Below are 17,000 nucleotides of genomic sequence, written 5' to 3'. Positions count from 1 at the left end.
ACCAGAGGGCCGGCGCCTGCGATGGCAGCGAAGTGGTGACCGAAGAGGATGTGCTTGTTGGTCGGGACGTAGTCCAGGCCATCGTTGTTGAGTACCGCAGGCGTGGCGCGACGCGGGTCCAGTTGCATCACCTTGGTGGCGATGAACAGGCTGTAGTAGCGGTACGCGACCAGGTAAAGGGCCACTGCCGCGACCACGATCCACAAGGCGTTGATCGCCTCGCCACGACGCAGGGCGACGACGCCCAGCGCGCAGGCTCCCAGTACGGCCAGCGCCAGCCACGGTATGTGGCGTAGCAGGCTATTATTGTTGTTCATGGTTTGCTTCCAGCTGGTGGATTGGAATAAGACCGCCAATCGAGTCTAGGGCGTGTCATCGCGCATTGCCATATCTGCATTGGCCTAGAGCCATCGCAGCACGATGGCACCTCTACCTCAGCAACTATAGTCAGGATGTCAGCAGAGGGTTTTCCCATGAGCGACCACGACGAACGACGGCGCTTCCAGCGCATCGACTTCGATGCCCCAACCGAACTGCGCCAGGTCGAAAAGCGCTGGCCGGTGAAACTGCTCGACCTGTCCCTCAAGGGCCTGTTGATCGAACGCCCCGAGCCTTGGGACGCCGACTTGAGCCAGGATTTCGACGCGATCATCCACCTCGACCCTCAGACCGCCGTGCACATGCAGGTGGAACTACGCCACGAAGAACCTACCCGGCTGGGTTTCGTCTGCCTCTATATCGACCTCGATTCAATGAGCCACTTGCACCGTCTTGTGGAATTGAACCTGGCCGACAGCACCGAAATGATGCGCGAGCTGCGTGAACTTATCGAAGATTGAAATCTTTTAGCCAACTAACGACCTGACCACCCCGCCTTTCCTGTCCACCTAGACAGCTTTACGCCTGGCCTTGGCGATTTTGTACACACCCCTCTAGAACACCCTCTACCGAGTTGGAACGCAACCTGCATCAAGGCAAAAGGTGCCTTGATGCAGTGCATTCGGGCACTACGATCAAAAAATTGTATACAATTTTTGTGGCAATGATTTGTACGACCTGTCTACAGTAGCGTCACAAAAATAAACAGAGAGCCTGCTCCAATGACTACGTCCACCAGCACGTCTCCTGCGCCGCGTCCCGAGGATGAAAACCTCGGCCTGGGTGCCAACCTGGCCTACGGGCTGCAGCACGTCCTGACCATGTATGGCGGGATAGTCGCGGTACCCTTGATTCTCGGCCAGGCAGCAGGCCTGAACCCGGCAGAGATCGGCCTGCTGATCGCCGCCTCGCTGTTCGCCGGTGGCCTGGCCACGTTGCTGCAGACCCTTGGCCTGCCGTTCTTCGGCTGCCAGTTGCCACTGGTTCAAGGCGTGTCGTTCGCCGGCGTGGCGACCATGGGCGCGATCCTCAGCAGCGAAGGCGGCGGTGGCCTGCCGGGCGTGCTGGGCGCGGTCATGGCCGCATCGTTCATTGGTTTCCTGATTACCCCGGTGTTCTCGCGCATCACCAAGTTCTTCCCGCCGCTGGTCACCGGCATCGTCATCACCACCATCGGCCTCACCCTGATGCCAGTGGCCGCGCGCTGGGTGATGGGCGGCAACAGCGCCTCGCCGGAATTCGGCAGCATGGCCAACATCGGCCTGGCGGCGTTGACCTTCGCCATCGTGCTGCTGCTGAGCAAGCTGGGCAGCGCGAGCATCTCGCGCCTGTCGATTCTCCTGGCGATGGTGGTCGGCACCCTGATCGCCTGGGCGCTGGGCATGGCTGATTTCAGCCAGGTCACCGAAGGCCCGATGTTCGCCTTCCCCTCGCCCTTCCACTTCGGCATGCCGACCTTCCACATCGCCGCGATCCTGTCGATGTGCATCGTCATCATGGTGACCTTGGTGGAGACCTCGGCGGATATCCTGGCGGTCGGTGAAATCATCGACACCAAGGTCGACTCCAAGCGCCTGGGCGATGGCCTGCGCGCTGACATGGCGTCGAGCATCCTGGCGCCGATCTTCGGCTCGTTCACCCAGAGCGCCTTCGCCCAGAACGTCGGCCTGGTGGCCGTCACCGGGGTCAAGAGCCGCTACGTGGTGGCCACCGGCGGGGTGATCCTGGTGGTACTGGGCCTGCTGCCGATCATGGGCCGGGTGATTGCCGCAGTGCCCACGCCCGTGCTGGGTGGCGCTGGCATCGTGCTGTTCGGCACCGTGGCGGCCAGCGGTATCCGCACCTTGTCGAAGGTCAGCTACAAGAACAACGTCAACCTGATCATCGTTGCCGCCTCCCTGGGCTTCGGCATGATCCCGATCGCCGCGCCGAACTTCTACCACCACTTCCCCAACTGGTTCGAGACCATCTTCCACTCGGGCATCAGCTCGGCAGCGATCATGGCGATTCTGCTCAACCTGATCTTCAACCACTTCACCCAAGGCAACTCGGACCAGCAGTCGGTGTTCGCCGCAGGCTACGAGCGCACCATCCAGTATTCGGATATCTCGGCACTGCGTGATGGCGACTACTTCAAGGACGGCAAGCTGTTCGACGCAGAAGGCGTCGAGGTGCCGGTGATGGAGCGCGACGAGCATGGCAACGAGGCGCCGAGACGCAAGGCGGTGGCCGAGCATTGACCACAATGTGATGGGGTCATGCAGGGGGGCCGACGCGCATCGTCGGCTCCCCTTTTTGTTGAGTCAATACCGGCCTCTTCGCGGGCAAGCCCGCTCCTACAAGTTCTCCACCGCACCTGGATTCACCGCTGTACCTGTAGGAGCGGGCTTGCCCGCGAAAGGGCCGGGACTGCCACTACACATCACACATGCGGCGCGAAATAGTGATTCAACAGCGCCAGGTCGGTCGCATCCAGTACCCCCGCCAAATAGCGCAACTGCAACCAAGCCCGCAGGTAATCATGCCGCGCCTGAGCCAGGTCACGTCGAGCGCCATACAGCTGCTGCTCGGCATCCAGCACATCGAGGTTGACCCGCTCGCCGCCCTGCACGCTCTTGCGTGTGGCCTGCACCAGCGCGCTGGCGGCCTCCACCGCCAGGCCATAGGCACGGATCTTCGCCGTGCTGCTAGCACACAGGTTGAACTGCTTGCGCAGTTGGTTGACCGTGTCGCGCAACTGCGCATCCACCTCGAACCCCAATGCATCGCGCTGGGCCTGGGCCTGGCGGACCGAGGCCGACACGCCGCCGCCGGCAAACAGCGGCACGCTGAGCTGGATGCCAATGCTGTCGGTGTCGTAGCGCTGGTTGTAGCTGCTTTCGGAACTGGAATTGGAAATGCCCTTGCTGGCATACGCGCTCAACGACGGCAGGTGCCCGGCGCGCTGGCGCTCCACCGACTGCTCGGCGGCCTCCAGTGCATGCCGCTGGCTGGCCAGCTCGGCGTTGTGCGCCACAGCTAGGTCGCGCCATTGCTCGAACCCCGCAGGGGCCAGCGGCTGTACGCGGAAGTCACCCGCAAGCGGCGCCAGGTCCTCGATCGTCACCGCCTCGCCGATAATCGCCTGCAACCCCCGCAGGGCGGCATCGAGGTTGTCACCGGCCTCGATTTCCTGGGCCTGGGCCAGCTCATGGCGGGCGCGGGTCTCCAGCAGGTCGGTGCGGGTGCCCTCGCCGCCCTTGAGCAAGCGCTCGTTGAGGGTCAGTTGCTCGGCGTAGGTGCGCCGCTGGGCACGCGCCAGGGCAATCTGCTCGTCGGCGAACAGCGCTTCGCTGTAGGCCGCGAACAGTCGTACCACCAGTTCCTGGCCCTTGCCACGAAAACGCTCGTCGGCCAGCGCCACCTGGGCCACTGAGCGGCGGTACTCGCTCCAGGCGGCATAGTCGAACAGCGGCTGCTCCAGGGTCAGGGTCGAGGTATAGCTCTGGTAGTCGCGCTGGGTGGTGACATCACCGAACTGGCTGCGCTGGGTCACCTCGGAATCGTTGCGCGCGCGGTTGTAGCGGTAGGACAGCTTCGGCAGCAGGCCCGCGCGACCGATGGCCCGGTATTCCAGCCCCGCATCGCGCTCGGCGATCGCCCCCTGCCAGGTTGGGTCGTTGCGCAGCGCCAGGGCGTAGGCGTCGCCCAGGTCCAGCGCCTGGGCAGAGGAGCCTGCGAACAGCAGCAGCGCCAGGGCCGCATGGGGAAACAACATCGGCATCATTCCTCCGCCAGGGCGATGTGCACCCGGTCGGCCAGGGGCTTGAACAGGTAGTTGAGCAACGAGCGTTCGCCAGTGCGCACGAACGCTTCCACCGGCATGCCCGGACGAATGTCCAGGCCGGCCAGCGCCTGCGAGCCTTGTGGGCTGACCTTGATACGCACCTGGTAATACGGCTGCTGGGTCTTGTCGTCGAGCAGGCGGTCGGCCGATACCAGCGTCACCTCGCCGTCCACCCGTGGCGTGGTGCTCTGGTTGAAGGCGGCGAACATCAGCTCCACCGGCAACCCAGGGTGCAGGCGGTCGACCATCTCCACTGGGGCCCGGGCGTCGACCAGCAGTTGCGCATCACTGGGCACGATCTCCATCAGTTGCTGGCCGCGGGCGATCACCCCGCCGTTGGTGAACACGCTCAGGCCCACCACAGTACCCGCAGCGGGTGAGCGCACCTGGGTGTGGGCCAGCTCGAACTCGGCGCTGCGCAGGCGGTTGTCCAGGTCCTGCGCGGTAGCTTGCTGCTCGCCGAGCTGCTGGCGCACCTCGTTCTGGAACTCCTGCTGGCGCTGCCCAACCCGCAGCTTCAGCTCCAGCACCTGGCGCCGGGTACGGCCAATGGACCCCAGGTCTTCGGCGATGGAGCCATTGACCTGGGCCAGCAGGCGCTCGCTGTCGAGCAGGCGGTTGCGCGGGATATAGCCCTCGCGCGCCAGCTCGCGTAGCCCGCGCAGTTGTTCGTCCAGCGCATCGCGCTGGGCCTGCTTGCTGGCGAGCGAACCTTGCAGGCCCTGCAACGAGGCTTCGGCCCCGGCGATGCTTTCGCGCAGGCCGCCCAGCTCCATCTCCAACGCCTGGCGGCGGCTGCTGCGTAGCTGACGCTGGGTGTCCAGTGCCGCGGCTACCCAGGGTTCATTGGCCTGGGCGCGCAAACTGTCCGGGAACACCAACTCGGAAGCGCCGTCACGCTCGGCCAGCAGCCGCGATTCGCTGGCACGGGCATTGACGTACTGAACCCGCAGCGACCCCAGCTGGGCTTGGGCCACGGTCGGGTCCAGAGTCAGCAGCACTTGGCCAGCAGCGACGCGGTCGCCATCGCGTACCTGCAACTGGCCGATCACTCCGCCGGTAGGGTGCTGCACCGCCTGGCGGCTGCCCGCGACCATCACCGTACCGCTGAGCGGCACGCCCTTGTCCAAGGGTGCCAATGCCCCCCACAGCAGAAAGCCACCGAAGCCTGCGAACACCAGCCAGCGCCCGAGCCGGGCGGGCTTGCGCGCATCCACGCACAGCGCGGTGCCAGCCTCGGGGGCTGCCGGTGGGCGAATGAAAGCGTTGTGTGCGGTCATGGTCTCAAGGTCTCGTCGGGCCATAGCTCATGTTCAGGCCAACGGCCGGCCGCGCGGCCGGGCGGGCATTGCGCTGGACATCCTGGAGCACCCGCGCGGTCGGCCCGAAGGCCTGCAACTGGCCGCCCTGCAACATCATCAGGTTGTCCAGGCCGGCCAGCAGGGCCGGCTTGTGGGTGATCAGTACCAAGGTGCGCTTGTGCTCGCGGACCTTGGCGATGGCCTCGACCAAGGCGCGCTCGCCCGCTTCGTCGAGGTTCGAGTTGGGCTCGTCGAGCACGATCAGCGCCGGTAGCCCATACAACGCCCGGGCCAGGCCGATACGCTGGCGCTGGCCTCCGGACAAACCTGCACCGCCCTCGCCCAACAGGGTGTCGTAGCCAGCGGGAAGCTTGAGCACCAGGTCGTGCACACCGGCCAGTTGCGCGGCGGCCACCACTTGCTGCGGGTCCACCGGCCCCAAGCGGGCGATGTTCTCGGCGATGGTGCCGGCGAACAGTTGCACGTCCTGGGGCAGGTAGCCGATGTGCGCGCCCAGCGCCTGGCGCTGCCACTGCGCAAGGTCGGCGCCATCCAGGCGCACCTTGCCAGCAGCTGGACGCTGGGCGCCTACCAGCACCCGCGCCAGGGTCGACTTGCCCGAGCCGGACGGCCCGAGCATGCCCAGCGACTCCCCTGCCGGCAGCTCGAACCCGAGGTTGCTCAGGCAAGGTCGGCTGGAGCCCGGCTGCATCACCACCAGCGCCTCGACGCCAACTCGCCCGCTCGGCGCTGGCAGCGGCATGCCGGCAGGGCGCGCAGGCTGCGCCCGCAGCAAGGCATCGAGGCGCTGGTAGGCCTGGCGCGCCGCGCCCCACTGGCGCCAAGCGCCGATCAGCTGGTCGATGGGCGCCAGTACCCGGGCCATGAGAATGGAACCGGCGATCATCATGCCGGGGGTAATCAGTTGCTCGATCGCCAGCCAAGCACCCAGCCCCAGCACCAGCGACTGCAAGGCCAGGCGCACGGTCTTGGACAGCGCCGTGAGCGCCGCCGTGCGCTCGCTGCCCAGGCCCTGGCGGGCAAGAAAGCCCTGGTGCAAGCCAGCCCAGCGTTGATGCACAGCCTCGAGCATGCCCATGGCCTCGATCACCTCGGCATTGCGCAGGTTACCGTCGGCCTGCTGGCCGGCTTGCTGCGACAGTAGCCCGGCTTCGGCAAACGGCGCCCGGGTCAGGCGCTCGTTGGCCCAGGCCAGCAGCAACAACAACACCGCACCCACCACCGCCATCAGCCCCAGCCAGGGGCTGAACAGGAACATCACCAGCAGGTACACCGGGAACCACGGCGCATCGAAGAAGGCATACAGCGCCTGGCCGGTGGCGAACTGGCGCAGGCTGGTAAGGTCGGCCAGCACCTGCCCCGCCGCACCCTTGTGCCCGGCCAGGCTGGCCTCGAAGGCGGCCTCGAACACCCGAGGGCCCAGGCGCAGGTCCAACTGCGTGCCCAGGCGAATCACCACCTGGCTACGCAGCCACTCCAGCGCGCCCATGAAGGCGAACAGGCCCAGCACCATCAGGCTGAGCATCAGCAAGGTCATCTCGTTGCGCGACGACAGCACCCGGTCGTAGACCTGCAACATGTACAGCGCAGGGGCCAGCATCAGCAGGTTGATGACCGCGGTGAACAGGGCGACGTTGCCCAGCCCTGCACGGCAGGCCTTGAGCGCCTGCAGCAGTTCGTCGACCGCAATGGGAGCGCTTCGCATTGCTTGGAAACCTCGCACACGGCGCCGGTCGGCGATTGCATTCGCCACACCCACGCCACAGAATTCGCACCACCGCAGCCTGGGCCGGCAAAGACACGGGCTGCGGGGTAATGCAACAGATCAGCGAATGGCAGGGTGACCTTCCATTCGCTTTTTCATGCCGGCGATCAGGCCGCCAGGGCCAGGTCTTCCGGCAGCGCCTGCACACCAACGGCTTCGGCGGAAGCTGCAGTGCTGAGCGGGCCTGCGGCCAGGGCTGCGCTGATGTCGGCGAAGGTGTTGTTGGTGGACACGCCGTAGCCGGCCAGCAGGTCGTCCAGCACCGATTCCAGCGCGCTGGTGTTGCCCTGCATCAGGCCGTAGATCACGTCGTGCACATCGTTGGCACCCGGCACGCGGCCAGCGCCCTGGGCAGCGCTCAGGTCCAGGCCTTCGAAGGTGACCACGAAGTTGCTCAGGGTGTAGTCGCTGCCACCGCCGCCGCCCAGGGTCTGGCCGAGCGAAACGTTGTCCAGCTCGCCCCACAGGTAGTGGTTCTGGGTGCTGCTGGCCGGCAGCGTTGGGTTGAACACGTAGTTCAGGCCATTGCTGGTGTCGCTGTCGGCGATGAACGCGTAGCTGGAATTGGACCCGCTGGTGGCGTACTGGTCACCGGAGAAGGTGCCGTTGCTGAAGCCACCGGTGTTGCCCGCGCCGTGGTCGGCGGTCTGGAAGCCGGTGGTCCAGAAGGCCAGGTAGCTGTCGACAGTAGCGTTGGCGAAAGCGGGTGCGTAGTTGACGGACAGAGTCATTTCAGTTCCTCGTTAACGGTGCAGCATTGAACGAAGGCGTCTTCCATGCCTTCGTGTTGCCCAGTGCGGGCGAACGCGGGTGGATCAGAAGCGGTACTCGAACATCCCGCTGAGCGTGCGGCCACGCGCCAGCGAGAGGTTGTTGACGTCGCCCATGGCGACGAAATAGGCCTGGTCGGTGACGTTCTCCACCGACAGCGCGATGTTCAGGTTCTGGGTCATCCAGTAGCTGGCGTACAGGTCGTAGACTTTGTATTTCGGCCACATGGCCTGGTCGAGCTGGTTGTAGCCCCAGCTGTCGAGGTTCTCGCCGTTGCCCTTGCTGTAGCGCAGGCGGGCACCGATATCGAGGGTCTGGTCGAGAAAGCGCATGCCCATGGTCAACGAGCCGCGGTCGGCCGGCATGTAGCTGGCGTTACCCATGATGTCGCCGCAGCGCACGGCGGCATCCAGCGCCGGGTTGCCGCCGGCCTGCACCACGTCGAACGGCAGCATGATGATGAAACCGCCGAAGTCCACCGGGCGCAGCTCGGTGCCGACCACGTTGCGCGACTGCGCGCCGCCCATGTACAGCTGCTTGGAGCAGAAGTCGTTGCTGCCGATCATGTGGGTGTAGCTGAGCTGGGTGTAGAAGCCGCCGGTGTCGTAGTCCAGGGAGTACTCCACGCCCCGGAACGTGGTGGTTTCCAGGTTGTTCTGGTAGGCGTTGCGGCCCATCGAGGTGCCCAGCGCGCCGGAGGTACCAGGCAGGTCGACGTTGGTGTCGAGGAACGAGAAGTTCTCGATGCGGGTATCGAAGTAAGCCACCTTGGCGGCGAAGCGGTCGCCGTCGCGAAACAGCGACTCCTTGAAGATGTTGAAGCCGGCTTCCCAGTTGTGCGACTGCTCGGGCTTGAGGAACGGGTTGGGGTAGACCAGCTCGTTGCCGCCGCCATGGGGCTTGCCGCTCATGAACGCCTCGGTCACTGACGGCGGGCGCCAGCCACGGCCCCAGCGGGTGTACAGCTGGAGCCAGTCCAGGCCCGGCTTGACGCCGATGCCGAAGGTTGGCGAGAAGCGTCCGGCTTCTTGGTCCACATCGAACAACAGGTTGGTGGTCTGGCGCAGCGGGTCGACCTGGGGCGCGCCGGTGGGCAGCATGAAGGCGGTGAAGCCGGTCTTGCCGGTCAGGCGGTAGCGGTCGTAGCGCAGTCCGGCATCCAGGGTCAGCCAGTCGCCGTGCTCGAACTTCAGCTCGCCGAACAGGCTGGCCATGACCCGTTTGCCCTCGGGCGTGCTGCCGCTGGCGTAGGGGTTGGTGTTCTCGTTACGCGCCGGTACCCGCTCGCTGGACGGCTTGAAAGTGTCCTGGAACAGCTCGGTGCCGTAGTCGAAGGCCAGACTGTTGCTTTGGCCGAAGTAGAAGCGCGAGGTGTTCTGTACTTGCAGGCCCCAGGTGTCGGTCTGGAAGCGGTCGTTGTAGGGCGCGTAGTAGTTGCCGCTGGCAAGGCTGGCGGTGCTGGCGGCGTTCCAGCGGTCCTGCCGGGTGGTGACGAAGTACAGCTTGGCCTTGAGGTCGACCAGGTCGTTGCCGGGGCTGTAGCTGTAGTCCAGCGCGACGTTCTTGGCGTTGATGTCATTGGCCGCCGAGCGCCGGTAGTAGTAGGCGCTGCCGTCGTCGGTCATCCAGGTCCAGGCGTCCTTGCTGTCGGTGTCGGTCTCCATGTAGCTCAGTTGCAGGCGCTGCGCCTCGGGCAGGTTGAGGCCGAGCTTGATCATCTGCGAGCGAGTGACGCTGCTCATGTCGCCCACTTCGGACTCCAGCCAGCCCTCCCAGGCTTCGGGAAACAGGTCCTTGTTGCGGATGTTGGTGCCCAGGTTGTCGGTGTCTTCGGTGCCCGCACGGTAGTTGCCGAAATGCCGCTCGCTGAACCCCACCAGCACGTCGCCGACTTCGTTGCCGAAGGCGAACACGCCACTGCCATTGAAGTAGGTGCCGTTGCCCATTTCGCCGATGCCATGCCCGGCGCGGACACGCCCCCCCACCTCTTTACCCGGCCCGAGGAACTCGCTGGCCTGCACCGTGTTGAAACTGGCGATGCCGCCCAGCACGCCGGCGCCGCCCATGCCGGACTGGCTGCCTTTGTCGATCTCGATGCTGCTGATGAACTCGGGGTCGACGAAGGTCACGCCGTTGCGTTGCTGGTGGCCGTTGACGTTGAAGTTCTGGCGCATGCCATCGATGTTCATGTTCACCCGGCCGTAGTCCTGCACGCCGCGGATGTTCACCGAGAGGCCGGGGTCGCGTTGGTCTACCGCGGTGTACACGCCGGCGGTCTGTTCGAGCATGTCGGCGGCGTGACGCGGTGGGCGCTGGTCGATCTGCTCGCGGGTGATCACACTGATCGAGCGTGGCGCCTGGTAGACCCTGTCGCCGTCACGCTTGGACTGCACATGGGTGCTGTCCAGTTCGATAGCGTCGCTCTCCTCGACCCGCTCAAGGCCAACTTGGCCAGGGGCACTGAAGCGGTAGCGCACAGGCATGCCACGCAGCAGTTGACGCAGGCCTTCCTCGACGTTGAGCGTGTCGTGCAGCCCGAGGCTGCGAAGGCCCGCCAGCGTGCGGCTGTCGAAGAACACCTGCACCCCGGACTGCTCGGCAAATGCCAGGATGGCGCGGTCCAGCGGTTGCGACGGGATGTCGAAGGCGACCAACGTTTGTTGGGCGCTGGCTTCGGCGGGCGCGGCCTGGGCCTTGCCGATCCCCATCGGCAGCGCCCAGGCGCCCCAGGCCAGGCTGCCAACCAGGGCGAGGTGGCCCAAGGGCCGGAGTGGTTGTCGTTGCGTGCTCACTGCGGGTGCTCTTCTGTTGTTGGCGTTTTCTAGTAATGAAAATCAATCTCAACAATCAGACGTGCGAGGTAGGAAAAGTCAGTAAAGGGATTTGAAAAAAGTTTGAGGGGGGTTGATAAGCTTGCGGGAACTACAGTGAATGGCACCGGCGTTGCCCGCGAACCAGGGCGCAGCCCTGGTAATTCACCGCCGATGTTTCAGTAGATCAAGGTAACCCCACCCACCGCCACCCGCTGGGCCTTGAGTTCATTGCTGAGCACCTCGCCCGCCGCACCCAGGCTGTCGAGGCGGAACACCCCACTCACCTCACGCCGCGCCAACTCATCGCCCAGCACCACCAGCCGCCCATCGCGGTAGCGGTTCAAGCGCGCCACCACCTCGGCCAGCGGCTGGCGCTCGAACACCAGCACACCGCGCTGCCAGTCGGTGGCGCGACGCAGGTCGTGGCCAGGCAAGGGCTGGATGCCGCCTGCCTGGTCATAGCGCAGGCTATCGCTCTCCTCCAGCACCTGGCTGGCCTTGCCCTGGGTAGGCGGGCTGGACAACTGCACCCTCACGCTGTGCTCGAGCATGCCCACCCAACCACCGGCCCCGGATTCGCCCACCACAAAACGCGTGCCCAGGGCTCGGCTGGTAGCACCGGCATACTCGACCACGAAGGGCCGCCGCTCCTGGGACGACACTGGCGCCGCGCTGAACACCGCCTCGCCGGAAAGCAGACGCACCCGCCGCTCGTGCGTATCGAATGCCAGCTCGATGGCACTGCGGCTGTCGAGGTCGACCTGGCTGCCATCGGGCAGCGTCACCCGCCGCACTTCGCCACCGGCAGTCGCGTAGTCGGCGCGCCACTGCACCGCCAGTTGCGGCCCTTCGACCACGCCAAGGGCGACCAGCAGCACGGCCGCGCTACCGGCAATCGCTTGGCGCAGACGCGAGCGGCGCCGTGTGCCACCGCGAACGGGCACACCTTGCGCGCTGTTACGCCGCGGCGCAGCGGCACGCGGCTGGCCAAGCGCGGCCAGGTCGGCCCAGGTCGCCTGGGCGAACGCATAGGCCTGGGCGTGCCGAGGGTCCAGGGCACACCACTGCTCCAGCGCCTGCTGCTGGGCCACGGTCAGGGGGCCGGCACTTTGCAGCACCACCCATTCGGCGGCCTGCTCGCGGATGGCTTGCTCTGGCACGTTCTGGCTGCTCACACGGTTCTCTCGCGCACGGGTCATGTCTGGGCTGACGTCTGAGGGGGTATTTTTCAGTAAACCGTTCGTCATCCCGCATCCTGCAAGCACTGCATCACATAGGCCAGGCCCTTGGCCAGGTGCTTTTGCACGGAGCTGTCGGAGATACCCAGGTGGCGAGCGACCTCGGCGTGGGTCATGCCCTCGAGGCGGTTGAGGCGAACCACCTCGCGGGTGCGCTCGGGCAGCTGCTCGAGGATCGCCTGCAAGCGCCGCAGGTGCTGCTCGCGCGCCGCCTGCTCATCGAGGCCGGGGCGTTCCTCGACGATACTTTCCAGGGCTTCGTGGGGCACCAGGTCGGTCTTGCGCCGCTGCTGCTGGCGCAGGTGGTCGATCATCAAATTGTGCGCGGTGCGGTAGAGGTAGCCCGGCGTATTGTCGATGGTTTCCTGGCGCTGCTGCTCGGCCAGGCGCAGGAAACTTTCCTGCACCAGGTCGGCAGCCAACTGTGGGTCGCGCACTTTGCGCGTCAGCAGCCCCTGCAGGTTTTTCGCATGCTTGATGAACAAGCGCTTGAGGTCGGACTCCACCACACGCACTCCAGGGGGCTGGCCAGGTGGCGATATGCTATGGCTATTGAGAATCAGTTGCAAGAAGCCGTGTTACTCGAACAGCGCGTCCAAGGCCTGTTCCAGACGGGTCACGGCAATCACCTGCAAGCCAGGCGGTGACTCCTTCGGTGCATTGCCCTTGGGCACGATGGCGCGCTTGAAGCCATGCTTGGCCGCTTCCTTCAAGCGTTCCTGGCCGCTGGGCACCGGGCGCACTTCGCCGGACAGGCCGATTTCGCCGAACACCAGCAGGCCATGGGCCAGCGGGCGGTTGCGCAGGCTCGACATCACCGCGGCCAGCAGGGCCAGGTCCGAGGCGGTCTCCAGCACTTTGACCCCGCCGACCACGTTGAGGAACACGTCCTGGTCGTGGGTAGGAATACCGCCATGGCGGTGCAGCACCGCCAGCAGCATGGCCAGGCGGTTCTGGTCCAGGCCCAGGGTGACGCGGCGTGGGTTGGCCAGGTGGCTGTCGTCAACCAGCGCCTGCACCTCCACCAACATCGGCCGGGTGCCTTCCCAGGTGGCCATCACCACGCTGCCGGGCACCTCTTCCTGGGTGCGGTTGAGGAAGATCGCCGAGGGGTTGGAAACTTCCTTGAGCCCGCGGTCGGTCATGCCGAACACACCCAGCTCGTTGACCGCGCCAAAGCGGTTCTTCACCGCCCGCAGCAGGCGCAGGCGGCCATCGGACTCTCCCTCGAAGTACAGCACTGTGTCGACCATGTGCTCCAGCACGCGAGGGCCGGCCAGCGAACCTTCCTTGGTGACGTGGCCGACCAGGAAGATCGCCGTGCCGCTCTGCTTGGCGTAGCGCACCAGCAGCGCCGTGCTCTCGCGCACCTGGGCCACGCCGCCGGGGGCAGACTGCAACTGTTCGGTGAAGATGGTCTGGATCGAGTCGATCACCATCACCCGGGGTTTTTCCACGCGGGCGGTGGCGATGATGGTTTCGATGCAGGTTTCGGTCATCACCTTGAGCTGGTCCTGGGGCAAACCCAGGCGCCGCGAACGCATGGCCACCTGCTGCTGCGACTCTTCGCCGGTGACGTACAGCGCGGGCATCTGCGTGGCGATGTTGCACAAGGTTTGCAGCAGGATGGTCGACTTGCCGATGCCCGGGTCGCCACCAATCAGCACCACCGAGCCGTCCACCAGGCCGCCGCCGAGCACGCGGTCGAGCTCGGTGCTGCTGGTAGTGAAGCGTGGGATTTCCTCGACGCTGACCTCGGCCAGGGTCTTGATCTGCGCCTGCTGCCCGGTCCAGCCGGCGCGCCCGCTGGGGGCAGCGGCACCGGCGCTTTCGATCATGGTTTCGACCAGGGTGTTCCAGGCGCCGCACTCGCCGCACTGGCCCGCCCACTTGGGAAAGGTCGCGCCGCACTCGGTGCAGCCATACAAGCGCTTGGCCTTGGCCATGGGTCGGTCTCCTGGGGAAAATTCGCCATGATAGCCGAGCAAGGCGTGTCTTGAGCGTGCCGCACAGCGACAAAACTATTCGCAGCGGGTGCAGTCAGTAACTGCTGTGCAAGGCATTAAGCCCATTGCTGGCTTACACTGCGACTACTTATCCATTTGTTACAGGGAATAAACCATGGGCGTAATCAGTGAATTCAAGGCCTTCGCGGTCAAGGGCAACGTCGTCGACATGGCGGTCGGTATCATCATCGGCGCGGCCTTCGGCAAGATCGTCTCGTCCTTCGTCGGCGATGTCATCATGCCGCCGCTGGGCCTGCTGATCGGCGGCGTGGACTTCAGTGACCTGGCCATCACCCTGAAGGCAGCCGAAGGGGATATTCCGGCGGTGGTGCTGGCCTATGGCAAGTTCATCCAGACGGTGATCGACTTCGTGATCGTGGCCTTCGCCATCTTCATGGGCGTGAAGGTGATCAACCGCCTCAAGCGCGAAGAGGCCGTGGCGCCCAGCGTGCCGCCTGCGCCGACCCCGCAGGAAACCCTGCTGACCGAGATTCGCGACCTGCTCAAGGCGCAGAACCGCCAGCCCTGATGTGGCTTGAGCCAGCGGTGGCCCTCGATGCGGCCGCTGCTGGCTACCAGTAGTTCTCTACCGCCACCTGCCCCGGGCGCTTGCTCAGGCTCAGTTGCAGGTCACGCGCCTTGAGCACCTTGCGCGTCTCGTCGATCATCTCGGGGTTGCCGCACAGCATGATCCGCGAATGCTCCGGCGACAGCTCGAGCCCCGCCGCCTTCTCCAGTTCGCCGTTCTCGATCAGCGTGGTGATACGCGCATTCAGCGCACCAGGGTGAGACTCGCGGGTGACCACCGGAATGAACTGCAACTTGCCGGCGAACTCGGCCAGATAGTCGCGTTGCTCGAGCCCCGCGATCAGGTCGACATAGGCCAGCTCCTTGGCCTCGCGCACCGAATACACCAGCTTGATATTGTCGAACCGCTCCCAGGCCTCGAAGTCCTGGAGGATCGACACGAACGGCGCGATGCCGGTGCCGGTGGCCAGCAGCCACAGGTCACGGCCGCCGACGAAGCGGTCGAGGGTCAGGTAGCCGAACGGCAGGCGCTCGATCAGCAGCGTATCGCCCTCGCCCAGGCGGCTCAGTTCACTGGTGAATTCCCCGCCTGGCACCACGATGGAAAAGAAATCGAGGAACTCGTCATGGGGCGCGCTGACCATCGAGTAGGCGCGCCACACCACGCTGCCATCGGCCTTGGTCACCCCCAGGCGGGCGAACTGCCCGGCGCGGAAGCGAAAACCTGGGTCGCGGGTAACGCGCAGGCTGAACAGGTTCGGCGTCAGAGGCTGAACAGCGAGCAGAGTCTGGCGGGTGAACTTGTCGGCACTGGCGGTCATGACGGGCTCCGGGGGCTGGGTGCGCACAGTTTCGCGCAAAGCGCCCAGAATGAACACCGAGGGTTTGTAGGGACTCGCCCCGACAGCGCGCCCCTGGCCCGTACAAACCCCTGTAGAATTGCCCCCTTCAAGCTTGTCGTGAACCTCGGCAAGCAGCCTTGCATTCGAGCCAGACCCCATGCCCCTGCTGAACAGCCCCTTCGCCGACCTTGACCTGATCCGCCAGCCGGAACAGCACAACGACCCGCTGCAGGCCTTCGACACCGCCGACCAGTACCTGCTCGAGCACCTGGCCAGCCAGACGCCGCAGCCCGGCTGCCGGGTACTGGTGCTCAACGACAGCTTCGGCGCCTTGGCCGCCAGCCTGGCCGGGCATGTGCAGGTGGTCAGCAGTGGCGACTCGCACCTGGCGCACCTGGCCCTGGAAAAGAACCTGGCACGCAATGGCAAGCCCTATGACAGCGTGCCGTTCGTGCCGGCCAGCGCGCAGTGGCAAGGCCCCTTCGACCGCGTGCTGCTGCGGGTGCCCAAGACCCTGGCATTGCTCGAAGAGCAGTTGATACGCCTGCAAGGCCACCTGGCCGAAGGCGCCGAGGTGATTGCCGGGGCGATGATCAAGCACCTGCCACGCGCTGCGGGCGACCTTATGGAAAAATACATCGGCCCGGTGCAGGCGTCGCTTGCACAGAAGAAGGCACGCTTGCTGACTGCGCATTATCAACCGCGCCCGGTCGTCGCCTCGCCCTACCCCACCCGCTACCGCCTCGACACCCCGGCGCTGGAGCTGCTCAACCACGCCAACGTGTTCTGCCGCGAAGGGCTGGACATCGGCACCCGCGCCTTCCTCCCGCACCTGCCCCAGGGCCTGGGCAGCGCGCGGGTGGCGGACCTGGGCTGCGGCAACGGCGTGCTGGCCATCGCCAGCGCCCTGGCCAACCCCGAGGCGCACTACACCTTGGTGGACGAGTCGTACATGGCGGTGCAGTCGGCCAAGGAGAACTGGCAAGCGGCGCTGGGCGAGCGCGGCGCGGTGATCCAGCCGGGCGATGGCCTGGCCGGCCAGGAGAAACAGTCGCTGGACGTGGTGCTGTGCAACCCGCCGTTCCACCAGCAGCAGGTGGTGGGCGATTTCCTCGCCTGGCGCATGTTCCAGCAGGCCCGCGAAGCGTTGGTGGTGGGCGGCGCGCTGTACATAGTCGGCAACCGCCACCTGGGTTACCACAGCAAGCTGTCGCGCCTGTTCCGGGGCGTGGAGCAGGTGGCGGCGACGCCCAAGTTCGTGGTGCTCAAGGCCCGCAAGTAGATGTTTGGATGAGTTGTGGGAGCGGCCTTGGGTGTGGGAGCGGCCCTATCGCGACACAAGGCCGCTCCCACAAATAAGCGCTAGTGCGTGGTCAACCCCGCCGCCGCCATGAACATTCGCATCACCCAGGCCGCCGCCCCCAGCGCGGCCACGCTCAGCAGCCAGATCAGCACCAGCCAGCCCAGGCGTTGCAACAACGGCTTCTTCTCTTCTGCATTCATGTCGCAAG

15 protein-coding genes are annotated in these 17,000 nt (G+C 65.5%); 4 read left to right on the top strand and 11 right to left on the bottom strand.

The annotated features are described in order from the left end of the window. On the bottom strand, positions 1–317 hold a 317-nt coding region (locus ACQKPE_RS18950; RefSeq protein ID WP_427668157.1), incomplete at its 3' end, for a carbon starvation CstA family protein. 156 nt (positions 318–473) lie between these two features. Between ACQKPE_RS18950 and ACQKPE_RS18945 the strand changes: the two genes are divergently transcribed. After that, the gene (locus ACQKPE_RS18945; protein WP_427668156.1) at positions 474–839 is read left to right on the top strand and encodes a PilZ domain-containing protein; all 366 of its coding nucleotides are present in this window, start codon (positions 474–476) and stop codon (positions 837–839) included. Between the two features lie 261 nt (positions 840–1,100). After that, complete coding sequence (locus tag ACQKPE_RS18940; RefSeq protein WP_427668155.1) at positions 1,101–2,618, top strand: nucleobase:cation symporter-2 family protein; 1,518 nt, start codon at positions 1,101–1,103, stop codon at positions 2,616–2,618. A gap of 182 nt (positions 2,619–2,800) precedes the next feature. Here ACQKPE_RS18940 and ACQKPE_RS18935 read toward each other — a convergent pair whose 3' ends face one another. The 8 genes from ACQKPE_RS18935 to radA all read right to left on the bottom strand — a co-directional run bounded on the left by ACQKPE_RS18935 (position 2,801) and on the right by radA (position 14,059). Further along, complete coding sequence (locus ACQKPE_RS18935; protein ID WP_427668154.1) at positions 2,801–4,135, bottom strand: TolC family outer membrane protein; 1,335 nt, start codon at positions 4,133–4,135, stop codon at positions 2,801–2,803. A 5-nt stretch (positions 4,136–4,140) separates the two neighbouring features. Beyond that, positions 4,141–5,484: an HlyD family type I secretion periplasmic adaptor subunit gene (locus ACQKPE_RS18930; protein WP_427668153.1), complete on the bottom strand. Its 1,344-nt coding sequence runs from the start codon at positions 5,482–5,484 to the stop codon at positions 4,141–4,143. 4 nt (positions 5,485–5,488) lie between these two features. After that, on the bottom strand, positions 5,489–7,231 hold the full coding sequence (locus tag ACQKPE_RS18925) for a type I secretion system permease/ATPase (protein ID WP_427668152.1): 1,743 nt from the start codon (positions 7,229–7,231) through the stop codon (positions 5,489–5,491). A gap of 167 nt (positions 7,232–7,398) precedes the next feature. Next, positions 7,399–8,022, bottom strand: coding sequence for a heme acquisition protein HasA (locus ACQKPE_RS18920; RefSeq protein ID WP_427668151.1), 624 nt, complete (start codon positions 8,020–8,022; stop codon positions 7,399–7,401). Between the two features lie 84 nt (positions 8,023–8,106). After that, positions 8,107–10,770 carry a TonB-dependent hemoglobin/transferrin/lactoferrin family receptor gene (locus ACQKPE_RS18915; protein WP_427668158.1) on the bottom strand — a complete coding sequence of 888 codons (2,664 nt, stop codon included), beginning with the start codon at positions 10,768–10,770 and terminating at the stop codon, positions 8,107–8,109. A gap of 281 nt (positions 10,771–11,051) precedes the next feature. Continuing rightward, a complete protein-coding gene (locus ACQKPE_RS18910) occupies positions 11,052–12,050 on the bottom strand; it encodes a FecR family protein (protein WP_427668150.1) in 999 nt (332 codons plus the stop codon). 68 nt (positions 12,051–12,118) lie between these two features. Then, positions 12,119–12,622: an RNA polymerase sigma factor gene (locus ACQKPE_RS18905; RefSeq protein ID WP_427668149.1), complete on the bottom strand. Its 504-nt coding sequence runs from the start codon at positions 12,620–12,622 to the stop codon at positions 12,119–12,121. A gap of 69 nt (positions 12,623–12,691) precedes the next feature. Beyond that, complete coding sequence (radA, locus tag ACQKPE_RS18900) at positions 12,692–14,059, bottom strand: DNA repair protein RadA (RefSeq protein WP_427668148.1); 1,368 nt, start codon at positions 14,057–14,059, stop codon at positions 12,692–12,694. A gap of 175 nt (positions 14,060–14,234) precedes the next feature. On the opposite strand from radA, the gene mscL reads away from it, so the two are divergent. Continuing rightward, on the top strand, positions 14,235–14,648 hold the full coding sequence (gene mscL / locus ACQKPE_RS18895) for a large-conductance mechanosensitive channel protein MscL (protein WP_427668147.1): 414 nt from the start codon (positions 14,235–14,237) through the stop codon (positions 14,646–14,648). Positions 14,649–14,691: 43 nt separating this feature from the next. On the opposite strand, the gene ACQKPE_RS18890 is transcribed toward mscL, so the two are convergent. Next, positions 14,692–15,468, bottom strand: a complete 777-nt coding sequence (locus ACQKPE_RS18890; protein WP_427668146.1) for a ferredoxin--NADP reductase — start codon at positions 15,466–15,468, stop codon at positions 14,692–14,694. A 178-nt stretch (positions 15,469–15,646) separates the two neighbouring features. On the opposite strand from ACQKPE_RS18890, the gene ACQKPE_RS18885 reads away from it, so the two are divergent. After that, positions 15,647–16,771: a methyltransferase gene (locus ACQKPE_RS18885; RefSeq protein ID WP_427668145.1), complete on the top strand. Its 1,125-nt coding sequence runs from the start codon at positions 15,647–15,649 to the stop codon at positions 16,769–16,771. Positions 16,772–16,851: 80 nt separating this feature from the next. On the opposite strand, the gene ACQKPE_RS18880 is transcribed toward ACQKPE_RS18885, so the two are convergent. Beyond that, entirely contained in the window at positions 16,852–16,992 is a 141-nt protein-coding gene (locus ACQKPE_RS18880; protein WP_375101596.1) for a DUF2474 domain-containing protein, read from the bottom strand. Between the last annotated feature and the right edge of the window lie 8 nt (positions 16,993–17,000).

The organism is Pseudomonas sp. NPDC089554, from assembly GCF_050280645.1.
GTDB lineage: Bacteria > Pseudomonadota > Gammaproteobacteria > Pseudomonadales > Pseudomonadaceae > Aquipseudomonas.
This window is presented reverse-complemented; position numbering and strand designations above follow the sequence as displayed.